The following is a 21,591-nucleotide window of genomic DNA, read 5'->3' as shown; positions in this document are numbered from 1 at the left end:
GATGAACACAGGGACGCGGCTCAAGGTCGTCATCTTCACCGTGGTGATGCTGTTGGTGGCGGCCGGGCTGATCATCACCTTCGGCGAGTTCCGATTCGGTGCCGGCAAGCGGTATCACGCGGTATTCACCACGGCTTCCGACCTGCGGTCCGGGCAGAAGGTGCGCATCGCCGGTGTGCCGGTGGGGCGCGTCAAGGACGTGGCGCTCACGAAGGACAACAATGTCGAAGTCACCTTCGACGTCGACTCGAAGTATCAGCTTTACAGCTCCAGTCGCGCGATCATCAGGTACGAGAACCTGGTCGGTGATCGGTATCTGGAGATCACCTCGGGCCCCGGTGAGCTGCGCAAGCTGCCCGATGGTGGAACGCTCGACAAGGAGCACACCCAGCCCGCTCTCGATCTGGACGCGCTGCTGGGCGGACTTCGGCCCGTGCTCAAGGGATTCGACGCCGCGAAGGTCAACGAGATCAGCAACGCGTTCATTCAGATCTTGCAGGGACAGGGTGGAACGCTGTCTCAATTATTGGGTGACACATCCGCATTCACCTCGGGCTTGGCCGAACGCGACCAGTTGATCGGCGATGTGATCAACCACCTGAACGAAGTGCTCGGCACCGTGGACTCGAAGAGTAGCCAGTTCTCCTCGAGCGTCGACCAGTTGCAGCAGCTCGTCTCCGGCCTGGCAGAACAGCGCGATGTCATCGCCGGAGCGCTGCCGCCGCTTGCCTCGACGGCCTCATCGCTGGAATCGGTGCTCAAGGACACTCGTCCGTATATCAAGGGCACCATCGAACAGACTCGCCAGCTGGCAACCCGGATGGATGAGCGCAAGGCAGACATCAACGTCGTGGTGGAGAACCTGGCCGAAAACTACCTGCGGCTCAACGCGCTTGGTGCCTACGGATCGTTCTTCAACATCTACTACTGCTCCATCCGGATCAAGGTCAACGGGCCCGTCGGAACCGACTGGCTGATCCCGTTCGGTGGACCGCCCGACCCGTCGAAGGGCAGGTGTGCCTTCAAAAATGAGTGACATACAGGAGAAAGATCCGGTACGGACCGGAATCTTCGGTATCGCCGTGGTGGCGATGCTGGTACTGGTCGCGTTCGGCTACACGGGACTGCCGTTCTGGCCGCAGGGCAAGCAATACACCGGCTACTTCGCGGACTCCGGAGGCCTCGAGCCGGGCGGCAACGTCTTTGTCTCGGGTATCAAGGTGGGGCAGGTCAAAGATGTGTCCTTGGCGGGCAACCAAGTTCGGGTGAACTTCACCGTCGATCGTTCGATTCGCCTGGGCGACCAATCGTTGGCCGCGATCAGGACCACCACCGTGCTGGGTGAGAAGTCGCTGTCGGTGACGCCGGCCGGCGCGGGTCGTATCACCGAGATTCCCTTGGGCCGCACCAGGACTCCGTACACCCTCAACAGCGCGCTGAGCGACCTCGGTGCCTCGGCGGGCGGGATAGACAAGGCGCAGCTGGATCAATCGCTACAGGTCATCACCGATGCGATGCGTGATGCCACCCCACAGCTGCGTGGTGCCCTGGACGGCGTCGCCTCCCTCTCGCGCACACTGAATGCCCGCGATGCGGCCCTCGAACAGCTGCTGAACCGCGCCAAGGCCGTGAGCGGGATTCTCTCCGAGCGCGCCGGGCAGGTGAACAAGCTTGTCACCGATGGCAACCAACTCTTCGCCGCGCTCGACGAGCGGCGCTTGGCGATCAGTGAGCTGATCAATCGTGTGCAGGGGCTCTCGCAGCAGATCAGTGGATTCGTGGCCGACAACCGTCAGGAGTTCCGGCCCACCATGGAGAAGCTGAACCTTGTGCTCGATGACCTGCTGGACCGCAAGGCGCACATCAGCGAGGCGCTCAAGCGTCTTCCGGGATACGGCACGGCGCTGGGCGAGGTCGTGTCCTCCGGGCCGGGCTTCCACGTCAACGTCTACGGTTTCCCGCCCGCGACGCTGACCGCCGTCATGTTCGACACCTACTTCCAGCCCGGGAAGCTGCCGGCCAGCCTCTCCGACTACCTGAACGGTCTGATCGGTGAACGCCAAGTCATGAGGCCGAAATCGCCATGACAACACAAGGGAACCGTCTCAGACCCTGGATTCAGAAGGGCGTCTTCGCGATGCTCGCGGTGGCACTCGTGGGTGGACTGCTGTACTGGGTGTGGCCCAGCCGCGGAACCTACAAGATCGTCGGGCATTTCGCGTCGGCGGTCGGGTTGTACCCGGGCGATGACGTTCGGATTCTCGGCGTGAAGGCAGGTCGCATCACCGCCGTCGAGCCGCGTGAGGGTGACGTGAAGGTCACCATGGAGTTGCCGGACACGTTCAAGGTGCCCGAGGGCGCGCAGGCGATCATCATGGCGCCGAATCTGGTGACCGCCAGGTTCGTTCAGCTGACCCCGGCGTACACAGAGGGGCAGGCGCTCGCCGACGGGGCATCGTTGGGGCTGGACAAGACCGCGGTCCCGATCGAATGGGATGAGGTCAAGACCGAGCTGGCCAAGCTCAGCGACAGTTTGGGCCCGCAGGGCGAATCTAAGGGCCCGGTAAGCGATTTCATCAACCAGGCGGCAAGCACCTTCGACGGCAACGGTGACTCGTTCCGCAATGCCGTGCGCGAGCTCTCGCAGGCCGCCGGGCGGCTCGGCGACTCGCGCACAGACCTGTTCGGCACCATCAAGAACCTGCAGGTGCTGGTGGATGCGTTGGCGAACTCCAACGAGCAGATCGTGCAGTTCAGTACCCATTTGGCCTCGGTATCGAAGGTGCTGGCGGCGAGCACCGAGAACCTGGGTGCCACCCTGGGTGCACTCAATCAGGCGCTCACCGACGTACGAGGTTTCCTGGGAGACACCAACTCTGCGCTCGTCGATTCGGTGAACAAGCTGAGCGATTTCGTGAAGATCTTCTCCGACCAGAGTGACGACGTCGAACAGATCTTGCACGTCGCACCGAACGGTCTGGCCAACTTCTACAACATCTACAACCCGGCGGCCGGAACTCTGAACGGCATGCTCTCGATTCCGAACTTGGCCAACCCGGTGCAGTTCATCTGCGGTGGTGTCTTCGAAACAGGCACCAAGACCGAGTATCTGAAGCGGGCCGAGATCTGCCGTGAACGGATGGGGCCCGTGCTGCGTCGCGCGACCTTCAACTACGCGCCGATCCTGCTGCATCCGATCAACCAGATCTCGGCGTACAAGGGACAGATCATCTACGACACCCCGGAGACCGAGGCGAAATCCGAGGCGCCCCGCGAGGATCTGGTATGGGTTCGGCCCAATGGTGCACCGCCACCGCCGAAGCCCTCTTCGCAGGATTTGAGCTCCTTGATGCTCGGGCCCGACGAGATCAACGCGCCGCCGCCCCCGGGTACGGAGCTACGGCCGGCGGAGCCGGGGCCGGTACCTCCGGGCTTCCCTGTCACCACGGATGATGCTGCGCCGCCACCGATTCCGGGAGGACCGCGATGAGCCGGAAGGTAATGCGCGGCGTGGCCATGGGTGTCGGGGTCGCCGTCGTCGCAAGTGGGTGTCAGTTCAACGGATTGAATTCGTTGAACCTGCCCGGTACGGCCGGGCACGGATCGCGGTCCTACACGATCACCGTCGAGCTGCCCGATGTCACCACGCTGCCGCAGAACTCTCCGGTCATGGTGGACGACGTGACGGTGGGCAGTGTGTCGGGTATCGATGCCTTCCAAAAGCCCGATGGCTCGTGGTATGCCGGGGTCAAGGTCTCGTTGGGGCCCGAGGTGCAGTTGCCGGCCAACGCCGTCGCCAAGGTCGCTCAGACCAGCCTCCTCGGCTCGCAGCACATCGAGCTGGCCGCGCCCACCGGCGAGCCCGCGGTGGGCAGGCTGACCGGCGGAGCCACCATTCCGTTGAGTCGAACCGGCAAGTACCCCAGCACCGAAGAGGTGCTCTCCGCGTTGTCCGTTGTGGTCAACAAGGGCAATCTCGGTGCGATACAGGACATCACCGATGAGACCTACAACTTGTTCAAGGGGCGCACCGGAAATCTGACCCAGGTGCTGCCCAAGCTCGCCACGCTGATCGCCTCACTGAACTCCCAGCGGGCCGACATCGTCTCGGCCATCGAGGGCATCGACAAGTTTTCGCGAGTCCTGGCCGAACACAAGGAAAGCCTTGGGCGGGCGATTGATTCGATCGAACCCGCGCTGAAGGTGCTCAACGAGAATCGCGCCAACATCGTCGAGGCGTTCCGTTCGGTGGGGAATCTCGCAAAGATCACCGATCGGGTGCTCCGGACGACCAAGGAAGACATCGTCGCCGATCTCAAGGGGCTATACCCGGTGGTCCGGGCGCTCGCGGAGAACAAAGACGTGTTGATCGACAGCCTCGACCTGCTGCCCACCTTCCCGTTCAGCACCAAGTATCTGCGCAACGCTGTTCGTGGCGACTACCTGAACGTCTTCGTGACGTTCGATCTGACCGCCCGGCGTTTGGGCGAAACGCTTTTCACCACGTCGTTCTTCGACCCGAACATGCAGCACTTCAATGACGTCGTGAATCCGCCGGAATGGCTCATCGGATCCATGGCCAACCTGAACGGCAAGGAAACCAGCCCCTTCGACTTGCCTGCGCCCGCCGCGCCGCAGGGAGGTGGTCGCTGATGGAAAGGCTGATCAAGATACAGCTGGCGATCTTCGCGGCGGTGACGGTGGTCAGCGTGGCGCTGATGGCGATCTTCTACCTCAGAGTGCCCACGGCCCTCGGCATCGGAAAGCACAACGTGAAGGCGCAGTTCGTCGCCACCGGCGGCCTCTACCAGAATGCGAATGTCACCTACCGCGGTGTGCAGATCGGCCGCGTCACCGATGTCGAACTGACTCAGCAGGGAGTCACCGCGAACATGCGGCTCAACGACAACGTGAAGGTGCCGGGCAATGTGCTGGCCGCCGTCAAGAGCGTGTCGGCCATCGGTGAGCAGTACGTGGATCTGACGCCGCCGCCCACGGGTGCCGTCGGCACCCTGCGGTCGGGCGATGTCATCGGCACCGATCGCACCTCCATCCCCACCGATGTCTCCACCCTGCTGCGCCAGGCGGACGGTCTGGTGAACACGGTTGCGGACACCCGGCTGCGCGAGGTGCTGGCCGAGGCGTTCAAGGCGTTCAACGGATCTGGTCAGGAACTTTCCCGGCTTATCGACTCGTCGCGGCTGTTGATCCAGGAAGCCAATGGCAACTACGACAGCACGACCAAACTGATCGATCAGGTGGGACCGCTACTCGACGCCCAGATTCGCAGCGGTGACAACATCCGCGGATCGGTGTCCAGCCTGGCGGCGTTGACGGAGCATTTCGTCAAGGCCGACCCGCAGCTGCGACAGTTCCTCAAGGTGGCGCCGGGGGCCGCCGAGCAAGCCTCCGAGCTGTTCGCGGGTATCCGCCCGTCGTTCCCGGTGCTGGCGGCCAGCCTGGCGAATTTGGGTCGAGTCGGCGTCATCTACAACAAGTCGATCGAGCAGTCCCTGGTGATCCTGCCCGCGCTGTTCTCGGCGCTGTTGACCGTGGCGGGTGGTGCACCCATGGATGAGGGCGCGAAGTTGGACTTCCGGTTGAACCTGGGTGACCCGCCGCCGTGTCTGACCGGTTTCGTGCCGGCCCCGCTGATGCGTACCCCGGCCGACGAGACCCTGCGCGAGCTGCCCAGGGACATGTACTGCAAGACCGCCCAGAACGATCCCAGTGCGGTGCGCGGTGCGCGCAACTACCCGTGCCAGGAATTCCCCGGCAAGCGTGCGCCGACCATCCAGTTGTGCCGTGACCCGCGCGGGTACGTGCCGATCGGGAGCAACCCGTGGCGTGGTCCGCCGGTTCCATACGGCACACCGGTGGAGGATCCGCGGAATATCCTGCCGCCCAACAAATTCCCCAATATTCCACCGGGTGCCGAGCCGGACCCGGGTACGCCGACGCTGCCCCCGCCCGTTCCGGAAGCGCCGCCGGCCGGTGGCGATGTGATGCCGGCGGCGGCGAAATCAGAGCCGATGGCGGCACGCGCCTATGATCCGAAGAATGGTGTGTTTCTTGACGCCAACAATCAGCCGAGTGTGTACGCGCCCGCGCTGGACCGCGGCAGTGAGGCGGAGACGTGGGCAGATCTGATGCTGGGACCGAAGCCGGTATGACCGAAGAGACGAAGGGCCCGACCCAGGCCGCGCGTCGGCGTGCGGCGCGGCCCGCGGGACCGACCGGTGAGATCAGCGCCGAGCCGATCAGTGTGTCGCTTGGCCGCACCGAGTTGCGGTCGAAACCCGAGCCCACCGTTGCCGATTCGCGTCGACCGGGCAACACGCGCGGCGTGCTGAGGGTGGCGGCGGTGCTCGCGGTGGTGCTCATCGGCGCATTAGGGGTGGCTTTGGCCCTGATGGGACGTGCTCAGCACAACGACGATCTTCGGGCCGCGCGCGATCAGCGTTTCGTGGATACCGCAGTGCAGTCGGTGACGAACATGATGACCTACAGCCCGGACAGCATCGACAAAAACGTCGACCAGTTCGTCAACAGCACCAGTGGGCCGCTGCGGGGCACGTTCAACCCCGACAACACCGCCAATCTCAAGGCGCTGTATCACCAAACCGGCACCAGCTCCGAGGTGGTGATCAAGAAGGCGAGCTTGGAGAGTGTCGACGAGGTGAGCAAGAAGGCGTCGATACTCATCTCCGCGCGTGTGACGCTGACCAACGCGGATTCGGGAGTCAACGAGCCCTCCAAGTCGTATCGCATGCGGATGATCGTCGCCGAGGATCAGCAGGGCAATATGACCGCCTATGACCTGCGGTGGCCGGACGGGCAGAGCTGATGCGCTGGCTGACAAGAGTTTTCGTCGCGATTGTGGTGTGCGCCGTGGTGGGATTGTCTGCTGTGGCCGGCGGAATGTACTGGCACAGGGTCGACACGATGGCCAGCCGGGCTGCGGGAGAGACGCTCATCAAGCAGGCCGGTAAGCAGGTCGGCAGCATCTTCGGATACGACTACCAGACCGTCGAGCGCAGCCTCGACGAGCAGTACGCCGGACTGACCCCCGAGTACCGGCGTGAATTCGAAGACAAGGCCAACCGGGAGATCATCCCGCAGGCCAAACAACGCAAGATTGTCAGCCAGACCAGTGTTGTGGGCACCGGAATCATTGCCGCACATCGCGACTCGGCGCAGGTAGTGGTCTATATGAATCGCACCATCACCGACCAGTCGCGCACCCCGGTGTACGACTCGTCATCGATCCAGGTGGACTACACGCGGGTGGGAGACAAATGGTTGATCTCCTACATCACGCCGCTTTAAAGCGGCTCGCCGCCCAGGACTGCGGGCTGCTCCGGGGCGATTGATTCGCCGGTGGCCGGCGTCGACAACGCCTCCAGGAACGCACGCGCCCACCGATCCACATCGTGGGCGAGCACCTGTCGACGTAGCGCCCGCATCCGGCGCCGCCCCTCTTCGGGGGTCTGGTTGAGTGCCGACTCGATACCGTCCTTCACCCCGTCGATATCGTGCGGATTTACCAGGTAAGACTGTCGCAATTCCGCTGCGGCGCCGGTGAATTCGGAGAGCACCAGCGAGCCGCCCAGGTCGCTGCGGCAGGCGACGTACTCCTTGGCCACGAGATTCATGCCGTCGCGCAGGGGTGTCACCAACATGACGTCGGCCGCGACGAAGAAGGCGATGAGGTCCTCACGCGGCACCGGCCGATGTAGGTAGTGCACCACAGGGTGTCCGACCTCGCCGAACTCCCCGTTGATGTGGCCCACCTGCTGTTCCACGTCTCCGCGCATCTTCTTGTAGCTGTCCACGCGTTCTCGACTGGGAGTGGCGAGCTGGACGAAGACAGTGTCGTCGCGGCTGGCGCGGCCCTCGGCGAGCAGCTCTTCATAGGCGCGCAGCCGGATATCGATGCCCTTGGTGTAATCGAGCCGGTCTACACCCAACAGGATCTTGCGCGGACCACCGAGCTCGGCGCGAATCTCTTTGGCGCGCTGGCGGACCTGCTTGCTGCGGGACACGCTGTCGAGCTGCGTCGAGTCGATGGAGATGGGGAATGCGCCCACCTTCACCGTGCGGAAGCCCACCCGGATCTCACCGAACCGGGAGCGCACGCCGATCGATGCACGAGATGTACTGGCGCCCACCAGTCGTCGTGCCAGGTACATGAAGTTCTGGGCACCACCGGCAAGGTGGAATCCGATGAGGTCGGCACCCAACAAGCCGTCGACGATCTCGGTGCGCCACGGCATCTGCATGAACAGCTCGACGGGCGGGAACGGAATGTGCAGGAAGAAGCCGATCGTCAGGTCGGGGCGCAGCATGCGGAGCATCTTGGGTACCAGCTGCAGCTGGTAGTCCTGCACCCAGACCGTCGCACCTTGCGCCGCGACCGCTGCCGTCGCCTCCGCGAACTTGCGGTTCACATCGACGTACGCCTGCCACCACTCCCGGTGATACTCCGGCTTGACGATCACATCGTGGTACAGCGGCCACAGGGTGGCGTTGGAGAAGCCCTCGTAGTATTCGGCGACTTCTTCGGTGGAGAGCCGTACCGAATAGAGGATCATGTCGTCCTCGGAGACCGGTTCGACGTCGGTATCGGGGACACCGGGCCAGCCCACCCAGGCGCCGCGGCGCTTGCGCAACAGCGGTTCCATGGCGGTGACGAGCCCACCCGGGCTGCGCTTCCAGGTGGTGGAGCCGTCGGGCAGCTTCACCAAATCGATGGGGAGCCGGTTGGCGACGACGACGAAGTCTGAGGTGCCGGTGACAGTCTCTACCGGCGATCGTTCATCGGCTCGAGACACCATGGTTGTTTCTCGGAAGGGAAACGTATCGAGTTACGCGTCGACCTTGGTTGGCCCGATGCCCAGCATCGCGAGCAGCATGCGGCATTCGTCGGCATCGTTCGCGTAGGCGGCGACGACGCGCTGAGCCTGGTGGGCAGTCTCGTCCGCCAGCGGCTCGAGTTCGTCGATCGCGGCTGGGTCGGTCTTGGCTGGCATTACCCCATTCTAGGCGACGCGATATCGGCGGCCCACACGAGGAATGCGCAGACCGTCAAATGGCGGTGACTCAGCCCACGGAGATCCCACTCAGTTCGGCCCCAACGCCCCCGGATACGCGTGGAAATCGGCCGCCGATGTCGATCCGATCGAACCTTTCCCCGGGGTGACCGTTAAGCCGCTCTGGGAGGGCGACAATGGCGCGAAAGCGCTGATCACAACCATCGCACCGGGAACGGTGTGGCCCGGAGAGGACCATCATCGGCCCGGGCCGGAGGAGGTCTATGTCGTCTCCGGGGTGCTGAACGACGGAGTCAACGACTATCCAGCGGGTACCTTCCTGCATGCGCCGGCCGGTTCCTGGCACATTCCGCAGTCGGAACAGGGATGTGTGCTTTTCCTTTTCTATCCGCAGGGGTGATGTTTGACTTGTCCCCGTGCGGCACCTGGGGGTTGTGATCTGGCTGATTTGTGTGGCCGTTGTGGGGGCCTGCGCGGTGCCCCGGCCGGAGGGGCCGAAGCCCCTGACACTTGATTTGTCTCGCAACTACGGCGATCTGTTCGCCGACGGCAGGCTGCCGGTTGGGGACGGAAAGATCGCCACCACGGGTCCGCGCGTGGGATATGTCTACGCCTGCCCGCGCTACGCCGCGAGCTTCGCGGCCGGTGCCGCCGCGGGCGCAGGGGTCCCAGGACCCTGGTTCTCCGAGGACGGTCGGTGGTACTACCCGGACCGGAAGGCGCACGTGCGCGGGCACGTACAACACGACGGCGCGTTCTCCGAGACCACGTCCGAGGGCGTTCGGGTCATCAAGACCAATGACCTACCCCGGAACCACACCACCGGGCGGTTTCCCGTCGCGACCGATGACACCGCGTACCAGTACGACCGCAACCCGAACACCATCACCGCGCAGGAGCTGACCTACGTGTTGGCCGCCGCGCCCACCTATGGCGTCCCACAGTGCATCGGCCACGAGGTGGGGGTGATGCTCTCGGGCGTCGTGTTGTTCAGTGCCCTAGACGCCGGTGGACGCGACGCGGGGGCGTGGGAGGTGCAGGATGACTGTTCGGGCCACCCGGAACCGACGGGCAGCTACCACTACCACACGCCCAGTCCTTGTCTGGCGAAGGCAGACGTCGCCGAGGTGGTGGGCTACGCGCTTGACGGCTTTCCCATCACGGGAGCGCGGGTGCGTGACGGAAATGGACTCACCACAAGGGATCTCGATGAATGTCACGGCATCACGAGCGCCGTGCGCATGGATGGCCGGGATGTTCGGACCTATCACTACGTGATGACTCCGGACTATCCATACTCGGTGAGCTGCTTCCGTGGCCGACCCACCACCACTATGCAGGGTAGGGCGCAGCCGCCCGGACCACCACCCGGTCGTTGATCCGGATCACGCGGCGTCGCTGTGCTTTTCGGAGTTGTGTGTCGAATTCTTGTCGCCGGTATGGGTGGAGGAGCTCGTGGACTCCGATGGTGTGCCTGGTGCTTCCGGGGCTGATTGCTTCTTCTGGCCAAGGCCCGGGATCGACCTGAGATGGTCCTTGAGCGACGGGACCTTCGGGGTCTTTGGTGCGGTTCCGGGTTGTGACGCCGCAAGCTTGGGAAGTCGCAGGGTGGACTTCACGGTGTTCTTCGGCTTTTGGTCAGTATTTGCCTCGGGCCGGCGTTCAGGAGCGGCGACGGTGCCGGTGCTGGCGCTGACGGCGATGGCGGTGGGGTCCGGGGCTTTGGTCGGGGCGGGAGGAGCGGTCGGCCCGGGTGCGGTGAGGGTGAGTGCCGGTTCGCTGGTTGCCTCGGGTGTGGGCGCGTGGACCTGGGTAGATGTCGACTTCGTGGGATCTGGCTCGGTGGCAGGAGGATTCGCAGGCCTCTCGGCGGTTGCCGGTCGCTTGGGTGCCGCGCCGGGCAACCCGCCCTGGAAGTTCTCGGCGCCTTGTTCGACGGCGCCCGGCAGCTTGTTGAGCCCCTCGGCGACGTTCTTCGCCGGGGTGAAGAAGCTGAACGGTTTCACGGTGTCGGGGCTGATCTGGCGGTCGTAAGCCATATCGATGAACACTCGAAGGGTGGGTTCGATGGCGTCGAGCACGAAGGACGCGCCTATCGGGTTCATGAGATCGCGCAGCGGCCGCAGTAGCGGCAGATGTTCGGTATGCACCACGTAATAGGTGGATTTGGTGCTGTTGGCGTTGGTGATGACGGTCTTGGTGGTGCCGTCCGCGAAGTAGTACGTGGTCTTGTCCCCGTCCGTCTGTGTCTTGCCCGGGATGGCGTCGGCATCGTCGTACTTCGTCAGATCGGTGTTGTCATAGAACTGATCTGGATGGGTGTACGGAAATGCCACAAGGGCATTGGCGATCGCGAGCGGGTTGAAGTACGCGGGAAAATCTCCGATGGTGTCGTACTCATTGGTGACGTCTGTCGTGGTGAAGAGGCCCGGCGCGGACGGGGTGGTCGAGTTGATGTCCATGAACGGGATCCAAATACCCGGGAAGCGGGCCAGGATGCCGCCATTGGGCTTGTACGCGTTAGAGATCGTGACGAACTGGATGTTGGGATTTCCGTCGGGATACTTGTCGTTCAGATTTCTGCGGGACTCGTTGACGACTACCGCGCCGAGGGAGTACCCGACAATGGTGATGCCCTCGCCCTCGTGCGAGGCGATTTGTTTGTCGAGTTCGGTGTGCCCCGCGGTGACCGATTGACGGAACGTGGCGGACTGAATGCCGTCGATCGGCCACATCGTGCCGGGATAGTTGACGCCGACGTACTGGGCTCCGGCGGGTGTGAGGCCGTCGAGGCCATTGAGTTTGTTGGGGATGTTCGCACTCGGACCGTCGCCCCGGCCGCCGACTCCGATGACATATGAGGCCAGTGTCGCGGCGATGGTTTTCGACTCCATCGCGATGGGGGCCAGCACAGTGCACGTCGCCGCGACCGCGGCCGCCGTGGCGACCGAACGCTTGAGTGAATGACTTTTCCCCGAAACCGAATACCGCACAGCCATGACGGCCCTCCCCGTGCCAGCCTTCGGCGCCGATGCCGAATGCGTGGCATGAGAGTAGTTTGAGCAAAGCAATTCCGCTATACCCGCACGCCTCGTAGCGAGCGATTTGGATACATTGGCCACTACGCACATAGTGCATGATGATCTGCGAATTCAGGTACGATTCAGTACTCAGATTAACTGGTGTCCAGCAGTGGAGGTGAAGACTGATCCGCAAACTCTGTGGGAACTCAGCCGAGCATCGTTGCGTACCCGTCGTTGAGTCGTTGCCAGTCATGTTCCATGGCGTCCATGCCGACGACGCGACCTCGGGGGGTGCCGTCGACCGCGAGAGTGAGGGTGTCGAGGCAGATGTGCCAACCGCCTGCGTTTCCGGAGGCATTGCCGCGATCGGACATCGAATGCTCAAGGGTCAGGCGGCATCCGTTTCCGGTGGGCTCGATTCGCCAGCGCAGGATGTCGTCCGGACCCCACCGATGGATCAGCTCGCGTGGAGGGTCGACCGTGAGCACCTCGCCGTCGAGTACCGGATCGGCCGCGGTCTCCTGAACCTGTGCGGGCCCCGGGGAATCCAGTGGGCGATCGGGTATGGCCGGTGACCACTGGCGCAGCCGGTCCGGATCGACGAGCCAGGGCCACACCTTCTCCGGCGGGTGATTCAGGTTGCGGGACATGGTGAGCACCCATTTGTCCGCGTGGTCATCGCACGGCGCGAGAGTGGCATCCAGGGGATTGGTCACGGTGGTCCTCATTTCGTGTGGTCTTGGAGGTCGGCATCGCTGTCGATGAGAAATGCCAGGCGGTCGAGGGCATTGGCCCACGTGCGGTGATACGGCGTCACCCAGGCGAGCACGGCGGGCAATGGATCGTCGGCCAGGTGATAGACGCGGCGTTTCCCGGCGACCTCGACGCGAACCGTGCCGGCGTCGCGGAGCACGCCGAGGTGTTTGGACACCAGCGACTGCGAGAGATCGAGCCGTTCGATCAATGTGGTGACATCGGCCGACCCGTCGCGCAGGGTGTCGATGATCCGGCGGCGAGTCGGATCGGCGATCACGGCGAAGGCGTCCACAGACTTATATCACCATATGTTCATATGAATAGCAAGGGATATATCTGCTTTGGCCTGTGTGGCGCTGCGGTTCGGTGTGGCCGTGGTCAGTACTGTGGTCAACAGGTACCGGTGAGTGCTGCTCGCCGAGTTGGCGGAGGGCGCGGATCGCCGTATCAACGCCGAGGTGAGGACTATTTCTTGACGAAACCGCTGCGTATGCGGGTGGCCGTTATCGGTGTATTCGCGTCGTTCGGGCTCGTGGTAGCCACCTGGGCTGTACATCTGCCGACCATGAAGCAGGCCGCGGGGATGTCCTCGTCGATACTCGGCGTGGTGGTGCTGATCCTGGGCTGCGGCGCACTAGTGGGAATGCTGATCAGCGGCGTGCTCGTCGATCGGTTCGGGAGTGGGCCCATCGCCGTCGCCGGTGGTGCCGCGATGGCGCTCGGGGTCAACATCCCGCTGTCGGCCACTAACGTGTGGGTCGCCGGAGCGGGCGCGTTTCTGTGCGGCATCACGGTCGGCGTCACCGATGTCGCGATGAACGCCGCCGCAGTGGACGTGGAGCGTTTCTACGGCAGGCCGATCATGGCCTCGTTCCACGGAGTGTTTTCCGTCGGCAACGTGGTGGGTGCCGGCATCGGAACGGTCGCGTTCGCGTTGCACGTGCCGGTCATCGTCACCGTCCTGGGTGTCACTGTGCTGTGCCTGGCGCTGCTGGGGTCTTCGGCCAGTGTGCTGTTACAGAACAAGCTGCGAGCGGGTGAGGCGGAGGCGCCCGATACGGTGCCGTATACGATGCCGCCCGCCGTCACGTGCCGCCGCGGTCAGGTCTTCCTGCTCGGCCTCCTGGCACTGCTGCTGATGCTCTCGGAGGGATCGGCGACGGACTGGAGCAGTCTGCACGCGCAGGAACACCTGGGCACCTCCCATTCGTGGGGAGCATTCACCTTCGGAGTGTTCATGTCGGCGATGACGGTAGGTCGTTTCACCGTGGACAAGCTCGTTGAACGGATTGGGCGAGTGGCGGTGCTGCGCTGGGGTTGCGCCTTGGCCGCGGCCGGTCTCCTCGTCGTCATCTCGTCGCCGATGCTTCCTCTCACCATGGCGGGTTGGGCCGCGGTGGGTCTCGGGCTCGCCGGCGGCGTCCCGCAGGTGTTCACCGTCGCGGGCAATATCGACGAACAGCACGAAGGGCGGGTCCTTTCGTGGGTGGTGGGTACCGGCTACGTCGCGGTGCTCGGCGGCCCTGCCCTCATCGGCTGGCTTGCCGATGCGTTGTCTCTCAACACCGCTTTGGTGTTGCCGGTCTTCGCGGTGCTGATCTGCGGTTGTGCCGCGGGAGCGCTTGCGATTTCCACGCCGGCGGCTGACCCGAACCGCAAATCCGGGCGTACCGTCAAACCATGACGGATACCGATGTCGCGGCGGCCGCGTCGGCGCGGGAGCTGTTGCGTGACAGCTTTACCCGGATCATCGAACACGTCGGTGAGGTGACCGCTGGCCTTCCCGATTCGGCGTTGACCTACCGGCCCACACCCGACGCGAACAGCATCGCCTGGCTGATCTGGCATTCGGCGCGATGCCAGGATGTGCAGATCTGTGCCATCACGGGTTCCGAGCCGGTGTGGACGGCCCGCGGTTGGGAGCGCCGATTCGGGCTCGATCTACCGGCCGACTCCAATGGCTACGGCCACACACCCGAGGACGTGGCCAAGGTGGTCGCCACCGGAGATCAGCTGAGCGGCTACTACCGGGACGTGCATGAGATGACCCTGGGGTACGTGGACACCCTCAGCGATTCCGAACTCGCACGCGTGGTCGACGAGCATTGGGATCCGCCGGTCACCGCCAGTGTGCGGCTGGTGAGCATCGTGGATGACTGCGCCCAGCATCTGGGCCAGGCCGCCTACCTGCGGGGGATAATCCCAACCAACTAGTGGGGATGCGACGTGGGTCACCTCGTGCCTAGACTCGACCAATGACAACGACGTCTGAAAATCTCTCCGGCACCTCCCGCGTCACCGCCCATGACGTGCGTAATCCCGCGAATGGGCAGGTTGTCGGCCAGGTGAACTGGACCGATCCGTCGGATATCCCCGGAATCGTCGCGCAGCTGGCCAAGGCGCAGCCTTCGTGGGAGCGACTCGGCCCCGAGGGACGCGGCCAGGTCCTGGCCCGATTCGCCCAGTGGCTCGTTGACAACACCCCGCGCATCGAGGCTCAGCTGATCGCCGAGACGGGTAAGTCGAAGATCGACGGAGGTATCGAGATTCCCTCGATCCTCGCGATCATCGCCTACTACGCACCGAGGGCCGCGGAATTCCTGGCGCCCGAGTCGCGGCCCGCATCCTCGATCGCCATGAACACCAAGAAGATCACCGTCCACCAGCGACCCCGCAAGGTGGTAGGTGTCGTCTCGCCGTGGAACTATCCTGTGGCACTGGGCTATTGGGATGTGGTCCCGGCGCTCTTGGCGGGCTGCTCGGTGCTGCTGAAGCCCTCGGAGCGAACTCCGCTCTCCGATGAACTGATCGCCAACGGCTGGGCGGAGATCGGCGGTCCGCCGGTCTTCGAGGTGGTGCACGGTGCCCGCGAGGTGGGCGAGGCCCTCGTCGACAATGTCGACTTCATCCAGTTCACCGGATCCACGGCCACCGGCAAGAAGATCATGGAACGCGCCGCGCGCCGACTCACCCCGGTCAGCCTGGAACTCGGTGGCAAGGACCCGATGCTGGTGCTGCCGGACGCCGACGTCAAGCGCGCCGCGCATGCCGCGGTGTGGGGCAGCATGTTCAACGCCGGCCAGACGTGCGTGTCCGTCGAGCGCGTGTACGTACACGACTCGATCTACGAGCAATTCGTCGATCTGGTGGTCGAGGAGGTGCGCGGCCTGGAGATCGGCGCGGGTCTGGACCACAGCGTCGGCGCCATGATCGACGAGAACCAGCTCGAAGTCGTCGATAGGCATGTGCGCCAAGCAGTTTCCTCCGGAGCACGGGCGCTGACCGGGGGTGCGCGCATCCCGGGCCACGGCAGCTTTTACGCACCTACCGTGCTGGTCGACGTCGACCATTCCATGGACTGCATGCGTGAAGAGACCTTTGGCCCGACGCTGCCGATCATGCGGTACTCAGAGGAGAGTCAGGCCATCGCCCTGGCGAACGACAGCGAGTACGGACTTTCCGCCAGCGTCTGGTCCAAAGACCGCAAGCGCGCCGAACGCGTTGCTCTGCAACTTGATTGCGGCACCGTCAATATCAACGACGTGATCATGAACCTGTCCTGTCTGACCGCGCCGCACGGCGGTTGGAAGGGGTCGGGCCTGGGGTCGCGTTTCGGCGGAGCGGACGGTCTGCGCAAGTACTGCCGAACCGAGGCCATTGTCGACACCCGGGTGACGCTGCCCAGCGAACCGCTCTGGTACAGCGGGCCGAGCTGGCTCGCGCCGGTCGCGCTCAAGAGCCTGACCAAGCTCTCGAACAAGGCACTGCGCCCCTTCCGTCGCTGACACCGACCGTTTACCCACCGTCCACCCCGGCGACGGTTGCTGGGGATAGTTTCCGCTGGTGACCGAGACCATTACCGCTGCCGCGCAGGGCTACACCGTCGACGATGACGACGATGACGATCCGGTACTGATCTCGCCGGATGGTGTCGCGGTAGACACCTGGCGGGAGAACTACCCGTACGACGAGCGGATGAGCCGTCACCAGTACGAGCTGGAGAAGCGGCTGCTGCAGATCGAGCTGCTCAAGCTCCAGAACTGGAGCAAGCGCACCGGTGCCCGGCACGTCATCCTCTTCGAGGGCCGCGACGCGGCGGGTAAGGGTGGCACCATCAAGCGATTCATGGAGCACCTCAATCCGCGCGGTGCCCGCGTTGTCGCGCTGGAAAAGCCGACCGAGCGCGAACGCACCCAGTGGTACTTCCAGCGGTACGTCCCGCATCTGCCGGCCGCGGGAGAGATGGTGTTCTTCGACCGGTCTTGGTACAACCGCGCCGGCGTCGAGCGTGTCATGGGCTTTTGCAGTGATGAGCAGCATTCCGAATTCATCCATCAGGCACCGCTTTTCGAGCAGATGCTGGTGAATGACGGCATCAGTCTGACCAAGCTGTGGTTCTCGGTGTCGTCTGCCGAGCAGCGCACTCGCTTCGCCATCCGGCAGGTCGACCCGGTGCGCCAATGGAAGCTGTCGCCGATGGACCTGGCGTCGCTGGACAAGTGGGATGCCTACACCAAGGCCAAGGAAGAGATGTTCTCGCTCACCGACACCGATCACTCGCCGTGGATCGTGGTGAAGAGCAACGACAAGAAGCGGGCTCGCGTCAACGCGATGCGCCACGTGCTGGGCAAGTTCGACTACGACGACAAGGATGTCGACGTCGTGGGTCAGGCCGATCCGCTGATACTGGGCCGCGCGCTCACGGACTAACCTGGGCGGGATGCGATTCCTGTTCGCCGTCCTGTTGTGGCTGCTGACCACTGCTGCGTTGGCCGTGACCGTGACGGCTGCCTGGACACAATCCAGGCTGGTAGACGAGAACGGCTATGTGGCGTTGACGGAGCCGGCGGCGGCCGACCCGCGGGTTCAGCACGCGATCGCCGAGGAGCTCACCACGCAGATCGTGTCGTTGAGCAAGAAACAGGGTTCACGTGTGAACCAGACCGACGTGGCGGACATGACCGCCGCGTACACCACTGGGCCGCAGTTTCGTGCCGACTTCGCGTCCGCGAATCGGATGGCCCATCAATGGCTGTTCACGAACTCAGCTTCGGCGCAACGCGATTCGCAGGGAAGTTGGCAAGTCGACGTGGCCCCGATGATCAAGAGCCTGGTGCCGCAAGGACTTTCCATCAGAGCGCCCGACACGTTGAAGGTATCGGTCACCGATGACAACATGGCAGGTCTGACGCCGGGCCGGTTGGTTCCGGTGGCACGTTTCGGACAGCTCGCGGTATGGATATTCTTCGGCTTGACCCTGATTCTCGCCGGTCTGAATCAGCTAGCGGTGCGCAGTCGCGCCAAGGGCCTTGCCGGGTTGGGTGTTTCGGCACTGCTTGTGGGGGCGGCGGGCTGGGCCGGACTTGAGGTCGGTCGGCGCTATCTGGACCGGCCGTTGAACCGCGTCACCGACAACATGCGCGATGTAGCCGACAGTTTGGTTACCCAGGCGGTGAGTAACGCCCACCACTGGCTGAGCCTCACGATGGCAGCGGGCTGCCTGGTGATCGTGATCGGCGTCGTGTCAGGGATGGTAGGCGGCCTACTGCGCCGTTAGGCCGCGTGCGCGTCGCGGATGCGCTGCACATCGTGCTCCACGCACCCGATGCGCTCGGCTGCGTCACTGACGGACAGCCGACGATCCAGCAGGATATCTAGTTCGGAGGGCGAAAACGCAGGTTCGGCGTCCCACGGAGCGTGGTCCCATCCGTTTTCGCTCAACCCCACAAACAGGTCGTTTCTCATCGTGCACCTCACGGCAATCTGGCTCTCACTACCGGCTATTCGCAAGTGCATCAGTGCGCTTACACAAATGGCGGTGTACCTTCGCCGGCCAGGCGGCTTTGCCGTGGCCCGTAGTTCAGTTGGTTACCACGCTAGCTCAGCTCACTCGGCGGCAACAACTCGCGACGGTAACGGCTAGGTCTCGATTTCGGTAACAGAGCCCGCCGTGCGGGTTCTCGCTGATCGATCCTAGTACGTGTTTGAGCTGGGAATATATCTGCGGTTACACATACTGCTTGCAGGAGTTAGCACCTGTGAGCTGCAGTTATGCGGTGGCGGGGCAACGTTGGCTGGCGGGGCTGAAAGTTCACTGAGCAAACGGAGTGTGGGCGGAAATGTGGGTACATCGCGATTGGCTGGTTTGGCGACGTGATTTGCGAGACTGCTGCGGTTGGGGAGTGATGTACGTCATGACAGACGTATCGTGACCATGCTCTCACTGGCGGCTGCCCGGTCGATATCGGATTGGTTGAAGCTGCCGTCCGCATTGCGACGCACGTTGTGGTACTTGGCATCTCGGGGCACCTTCTGTAGCAGCTCGGCCAGTGGCCCGGCGATCTGCGGGCCGGTGGTCAACTCGGCGGTGCCATCGAGCCGCTTGCCGCGCACCAACGCAGTGACGGCCCGGCCGTCACGCAGGTTCTTCGCCCATGCTCTGTCGGTGAAGACGGTCAACACGTCACCGTCGCGAACGTAGGTGGCGGCTACGTTGTATTCCTTGCCGCTCTTGCGGCCGGTGAAGGTGAACAGCGCGATATTGCTGCTGAGCACGGGATGCAGCGGGCTGCGCAGCACGCCCCTGACCATCTTGTTGACCCAGGGTGGAACGGTGTTGGATTCGCTCATAGGCTCATTCTCCGCCGCGGTAGCAGCAGCGACATCGGGGATCGCCCTGAGATTTCGGGTCAGGGTGCGAGCTGGCGCCAGAGGAACTCGATGGCCAGTGCGGCCTTGAATGCGGACTGGTCGTTGTTGGCCGCGCCGCCGTGGCCGCCCTCGATGTTCTCGTAGTACCAGACCGGTTGTCCCGCCTCCTGTAGGGCCGCGGTCATCTTGCGTGCGTGCCCCGGGTGCACCCGGTCATCGCGGGTCGATGTGGTCACCAGCACGGGAGGATACCGACGGTCCGTCGAAATATTCTGGTACGGAGAATATTTCGAGATGAACTCCCAGTCGTTGGGATCGTCTGGGTCGCCGTACTCGGCCACCCACGACGCTCCGGCCAGCAGCAGGTGGTAGCGCCGCATGTCCAGCAGCGGCACCTGGCACACCAGCGCCCCGAACAGCTGCGGATACGCCGTGAGCATCACGCCCATCAGCAGGCCGCCGTTGCTTCCGCCCTGGGCGCCCAGCTGGGCTGCGGTGGTGATGCCCCGTGCTACCAGATCTCTTGCGACGGAGGCGAAGTCCTCGTACACCAGGTGGCGGCCCTCGCGCATCGCCTGGGTGTGCCACACCGGTCCGTACTCGCCACCTCCACGGATGTTGGCCAGTACATACGTGCCGCCGCGGGACAGCCACAGCTTGCCCAGCACGCCGTCGTACCCGGGAGTCCTGGAGACCTCGAAGCCGCCGTACCCGCCGAGCAGCGTGGGACCTGGCACATCAAAACCCTTGGGGCGTACCACGAAGTAGGGGATTGAGGTGCCGTCGTCGGACCGCGCGAAGTATTGGGTCACGTCAAAGGACGAGTCGTCGAAGAAGGACGGCGCCGACTTGATGGGGGACACGGAGGCGTGGGTCGCGCCGACCTCGCCGTGCAGCAGTGTCGAAGGCTGGGTGAACCCCGACGTGTCAAGGAATATCTCGTCGCCCAAATCGTCAACTGCCACAATCTGAGTCGTTGCGTTGTCCGGCACGCCAGGCAACGGTGCTGAATCCCAGCTGCCGGGTGTGAAAACCAGGATTTCGCTGGCCACATCGCGCAGGATCGCGACGGTGAGCCGTTCCTTGGTCCACGCATAGTGATGCAGGCTGGCGTGCTCGTCGGGAACGAAGACCGGGGTGAGTGTGTCCCCGCCCGCTACGTACTCCTGGTACCGGGCGGCCAACAGCGTTCCGGCCGAGTACTCGGCGCTGTCCACCTGCCATGGCGACTTCAGCTCGATGAGCAGCCATTCGCGGTGCACCGACACCGAGGCATCGGTGGGTACGTCGATGCGGAGCAACTCGCCATCGGTCGTCAGCTCATGTACTTCGGAGTTGAAGAAGTCGGTGGAGCGGCTGATCAGGGTGCGCTCGAAGCCGGGGGTGTCATCAAAGCTCGCACCCACCATCACGTCTGAGGTTTCGCCGCTGAACACCAGCTCGGCCTCGTCGATGGATTGCCCGCGTTTCCAGCGCTTGACCAGACGGGGATATCCCGAGTCGGTGAGGCTGTCGGGCCCGAAGTCCGTACCCACGAAGACCGTATCGGCATCGATCCACCCGATCTGCGTTTTTGCCTCGGGCAGGACAAATCCGTCCGTCACGAACTGCCTTGTTTCCAGATCGAATTCGCGAACCACCACCGCATCGGACCCGCCGCGCGACAAACTGACCAGGGCTCGGCGGAATTCGGGGCGAAGCGCGGTCGCGCCGGCCCAGACCCAGTTTTCGTCTTCCTCGGCCGCCAGGGAGTCGACGTCGATGATGACGTCCCACTGGGGATCGTCCTGGTGGTATCGATCCAAAGTGGTTCGCCGCCAAAGGCCACGGGAGTTGTTGGCATCGCGCCAGAAGTTGTAGAGGTATTCGCCCCGTCGGCGCACATAGGGGATCTGCGCATCGGTATCGAGAATGGCCAGCGCCTCGGCGCGCATATCCTCAAAGCGTGCGCCGGAAAACTCGCCGGTTGTTACCTCATTGTGCTCGCGTACCCAGCTCAGGGGCTCGTCGCCACCGATGTCTTCGAGCCAGAGATGTGGGTCCGGGGAGCGGCGCGCCGACGTCATTTGAGCCAGTGTGCCAGTGATCGCAGTATGGTCGAAGGTGGC

Annotated in this window: 22 protein-coding genes; 14 read left to right on the top strand and 8 right to left on the bottom strand. The window is 63.8% G+C overall.

Translation table 11 applies throughout. The features are described 5' to 3' along the window. Position 1 precedes the first annotated feature (1 nt). The 7 genes from MYCSP_RS19685 to MYCSP_RS19655 are packed head-to-tail and all read left to right on the top strand — an operon-like array spanning position 2 to position 7,329. On the top strand, positions 2-1,036 hold the full coding sequence (locus tag MYCSP_RS19685) for an MCE family protein (protein ID WP_088414834.1): 1,035 nt from the start codon (positions 2-4) through the stop codon (positions 1,034-1,036). Beyond that, positions 1,029-2,087, top strand: coding sequence for an MCE family protein (locus MYCSP_RS19680; protein WP_083019067.1), 1,059 nt, complete (start codon positions 1,029-1,031; stop codon positions 2,085-2,087). The genes MYCSP_RS19685 and MYCSP_RS19680 overlap by 8 nt, the downstream gene beginning before the upstream one ends. Next, positions 2,084-3,490, top strand: coding sequence for an MCE family protein (locus tag MYCSP_RS19675; protein ID WP_088414830.1), 1,407 nt, complete (start codon positions 2,084-2,086; stop codon positions 3,488-3,490). The genes MYCSP_RS19680 and MYCSP_RS19675 overlap by 4 nt, the downstream gene beginning before the upstream one ends. Continuing rightward, positions 3,487-4,653, top strand: coding sequence for an MCE family protein (locus tag MYCSP_RS19670; RefSeq protein ID WP_088414828.1), 1,167 nt, complete (start codon positions 3,487-3,489; stop codon positions 4,651-4,653). Before MYCSP_RS19675 ends, MYCSP_RS19670 begins: the two co-directional genes overlap by 4 nt. After that, positions 4,653-6,173 carry an MCE family protein gene (locus MYCSP_RS19665; RefSeq protein WP_088414826.1) on the top strand — a complete coding sequence of 507 codons (1,521 nt, stop codon included), beginning with the start codon at positions 4,653-4,655 and terminating at the stop codon, positions 6,171-6,173. The genes MYCSP_RS19670 and MYCSP_RS19665 overlap by 1 nt, the downstream gene beginning before the upstream one ends. After that, positions 6,170-6,847: a mammalian cell entry protein gene (locus MYCSP_RS19660; protein ID WP_070909113.1), complete on the top strand. Its 678-nt coding sequence runs from the start codon at positions 6,170-6,172 to the stop codon at positions 6,845-6,847. Before MYCSP_RS19665 ends, MYCSP_RS19660 begins: the two co-directional genes overlap by 4 nt. Then, the gene (locus MYCSP_RS19655) at positions 6,826-7,329 is read left to right on the top strand and encodes a mammalian cell entry protein (protein WP_083019063.1); all 504 of its coding nucleotides are present in this window, start codon (positions 6,826-6,828) and stop codon (positions 7,327-7,329) included. The genes MYCSP_RS19660 and MYCSP_RS19655 overlap by 22 nt, the downstream gene beginning before the upstream one ends. Here MYCSP_RS19655 and MYCSP_RS19650 read toward each other — a convergent pair. Together MYCSP_RS19650 and MYCSP_RS23360 are read right to left on the bottom strand one after the other, a co-directional pair. Then, a complete protein-coding gene (locus MYCSP_RS19650; RefSeq protein ID WP_083019061.1) occupies positions 7,326-8,837 on the bottom strand; it encodes an alpha,alpha-trehalose-phosphate synthase (UDP-forming) in 1,512 nt (503 codons plus the stop codon). The two genes, MYCSP_RS19655 and MYCSP_RS19650, sit on opposite strands and share 4 nt — an antisense overlap. A 30-nt stretch (positions 8,838-8,867) precedes the next feature. Continuing rightward, positions 8,868-9,032 carry a hypothetical protein gene (locus tag MYCSP_RS23360; protein WP_070909115.1) on the bottom strand — a complete coding sequence of 55 codons (165 nt, stop codon included), beginning with the start codon at positions 9,030-9,032 and terminating at the stop codon, positions 8,868-8,870. A gap of 43 nt (positions 9,033-9,075) precedes the next feature. Here MYCSP_RS23360 and MYCSP_RS19640 point away from each other — a divergent pair, with 43 nt between their 5' ends. Both MYCSP_RS19640 and MYCSP_RS19635 read left to right on the top strand, forming a co-directional pair. Beyond that, positions 9,076-9,453, top strand: coding sequence for a cupin domain-containing protein (locus tag MYCSP_RS19640; RefSeq protein ID WP_088414824.1), 378 nt, complete (start codon positions 9,076-9,078; stop codon positions 9,451-9,453). Between the two features lie 25 nt (positions 9,454-9,478). After that, on the top strand, positions 9,479-10,432 hold the full coding sequence (locus tag MYCSP_RS19635; protein WP_088415681.1) for a YHYH protein: 954 nt from the start codon (positions 9,479-9,481) through the stop codon (positions 10,430-10,432). A gap of 6 nt (positions 10,433-10,438) precedes the next feature. Here the strand turns inward: MYCSP_RS19635 and MYCSP_RS19630 are convergent, their stop codons facing one another. From MYCSP_RS19630 to MYCSP_RS19620, 3 genes are all read right to left on the bottom strand, one after another. Continuing rightward, on the bottom strand, positions 10,439-12,052 hold the full coding sequence (locus MYCSP_RS19630) for a PE-PPE domain-containing protein (RefSeq protein ID WP_088414822.1): 1,614 nt from the start codon (positions 12,050-12,052) through the stop codon (positions 10,439-10,441). Between the two features lie 230 nt (positions 12,053-12,282). Beyond that, positions 12,283-12,726: an SRPBCC family protein gene (locus MYCSP_RS19625; protein ID WP_234809135.1), complete on the bottom strand. Its 444-nt coding sequence runs from the start codon at positions 12,724-12,726 to the stop codon at positions 12,283-12,285. 74 nt (positions 12,727-12,800) lie between these two features. Beyond that, positions 12,801-13,124, bottom strand: coding sequence for an ArsR/SmtB family transcription factor (locus MYCSP_RS19620; protein WP_088414820.1), 324 nt, complete (start codon positions 13,122-13,124; stop codon positions 12,801-12,803). Positions 13,125-13,322: 198 nt separating this feature from the next. Here MYCSP_RS19620 and MYCSP_RS19615 point away from each other — a divergent pair, with 198 nt between their 5' ends. Genes MYCSP_RS19615 through MYCSP_RS19595 form a run of 5 tightly spaced genes read left to right on the top strand, consistent with a single transcriptional unit; the run spans position 13,323 to position 18,389 of the window. Then, a complete protein-coding gene (locus MYCSP_RS19615; protein ID WP_157886212.1) occupies positions 13,323-14,516 on the top strand; it encodes an MFS transporter in 1,194 nt (397 codons plus the stop codon). After that, the gene (locus MYCSP_RS19610; RefSeq protein WP_083014776.1) at positions 14,513-15,046 is read left to right on the top strand and encodes a mycothiol transferase; all 534 of its coding nucleotides are present in this window, start codon (positions 14,513-14,515) and stop codon (positions 15,044-15,046) included. The genes MYCSP_RS19615 and MYCSP_RS19610 overlap by 4 nt, the downstream gene beginning before the upstream one ends. A gap of 41 nt (positions 15,047-15,087) precedes the next feature. After that, positions 15,088-16,617: an aldehyde dehydrogenase family protein gene (locus MYCSP_RS19605; protein WP_070909121.1), complete on the top strand. Its 1,530-nt coding sequence runs from the start codon at positions 15,088-15,090 to the stop codon at positions 16,615-16,617. Between the two features lie 58 nt (positions 16,618-16,675). Continuing rightward, a complete protein-coding gene (ppk2, locus tag MYCSP_RS19600) occupies positions 16,676-17,542 on the top strand; it encodes a polyphosphate kinase 2 (RefSeq protein WP_070909122.1) in 867 nt (288 codons plus the stop codon). A gap of 10 nt (positions 17,543-17,552) precedes the next feature. After that, entirely contained in the window at positions 17,553-18,389 is an 837-nt protein-coding gene (locus tag MYCSP_RS19595; RefSeq protein WP_083014780.1) for a hypothetical protein, read from the top strand. On the opposite strand, the gene MYCSP_RS19590 is transcribed toward MYCSP_RS19595, so the two are convergent. From MYCSP_RS19590 to MYCSP_RS19580, 3 genes are all read right to left on the bottom strand, one after another. Next, positions 18,386-18,577 carry a hypothetical protein gene (locus MYCSP_RS19590; protein WP_070909124.1) on the bottom strand — a complete coding sequence of 64 codons (192 nt, stop codon included), beginning with the start codon at positions 18,575-18,577 and terminating at the stop codon, positions 18,386-18,388. The genes MYCSP_RS19595 and MYCSP_RS19590 overlap by 4 nt on opposite strands. Before the next feature lie 447 nt (positions 18,578-19,024). Further along, positions 19,025-19,462: a nitroreductase/quinone reductase family protein gene (locus tag MYCSP_RS19585; RefSeq protein ID WP_088414816.1), complete on the bottom strand. Its 438-nt coding sequence runs from the start codon at positions 19,460-19,462 to the stop codon at positions 19,025-19,027. A gap of 59 nt (positions 19,463-19,521) precedes the next feature. After that, entirely contained in the window at positions 19,522-21,549 is a 2,028-nt protein-coding gene (locus tag MYCSP_RS19580; RefSeq protein ID WP_088414814.1) for a prolyl oligopeptidase family serine peptidase, read from the bottom strand. Positions 21,550-21,591 lie beyond the last annotated feature (42 nt).

It is taken from the genome of Mycobacteroides saopaulense (genome assembly GCF_001456355.1).
GTDB lineage: Bacteria > Actinomycetota > Actinomycetes > Mycobacteriales > Mycobacteriaceae > Mycobacterium > Mycobacterium saopaulense.
This window is presented reverse-complemented; position numbering and strand designations above follow the sequence as displayed.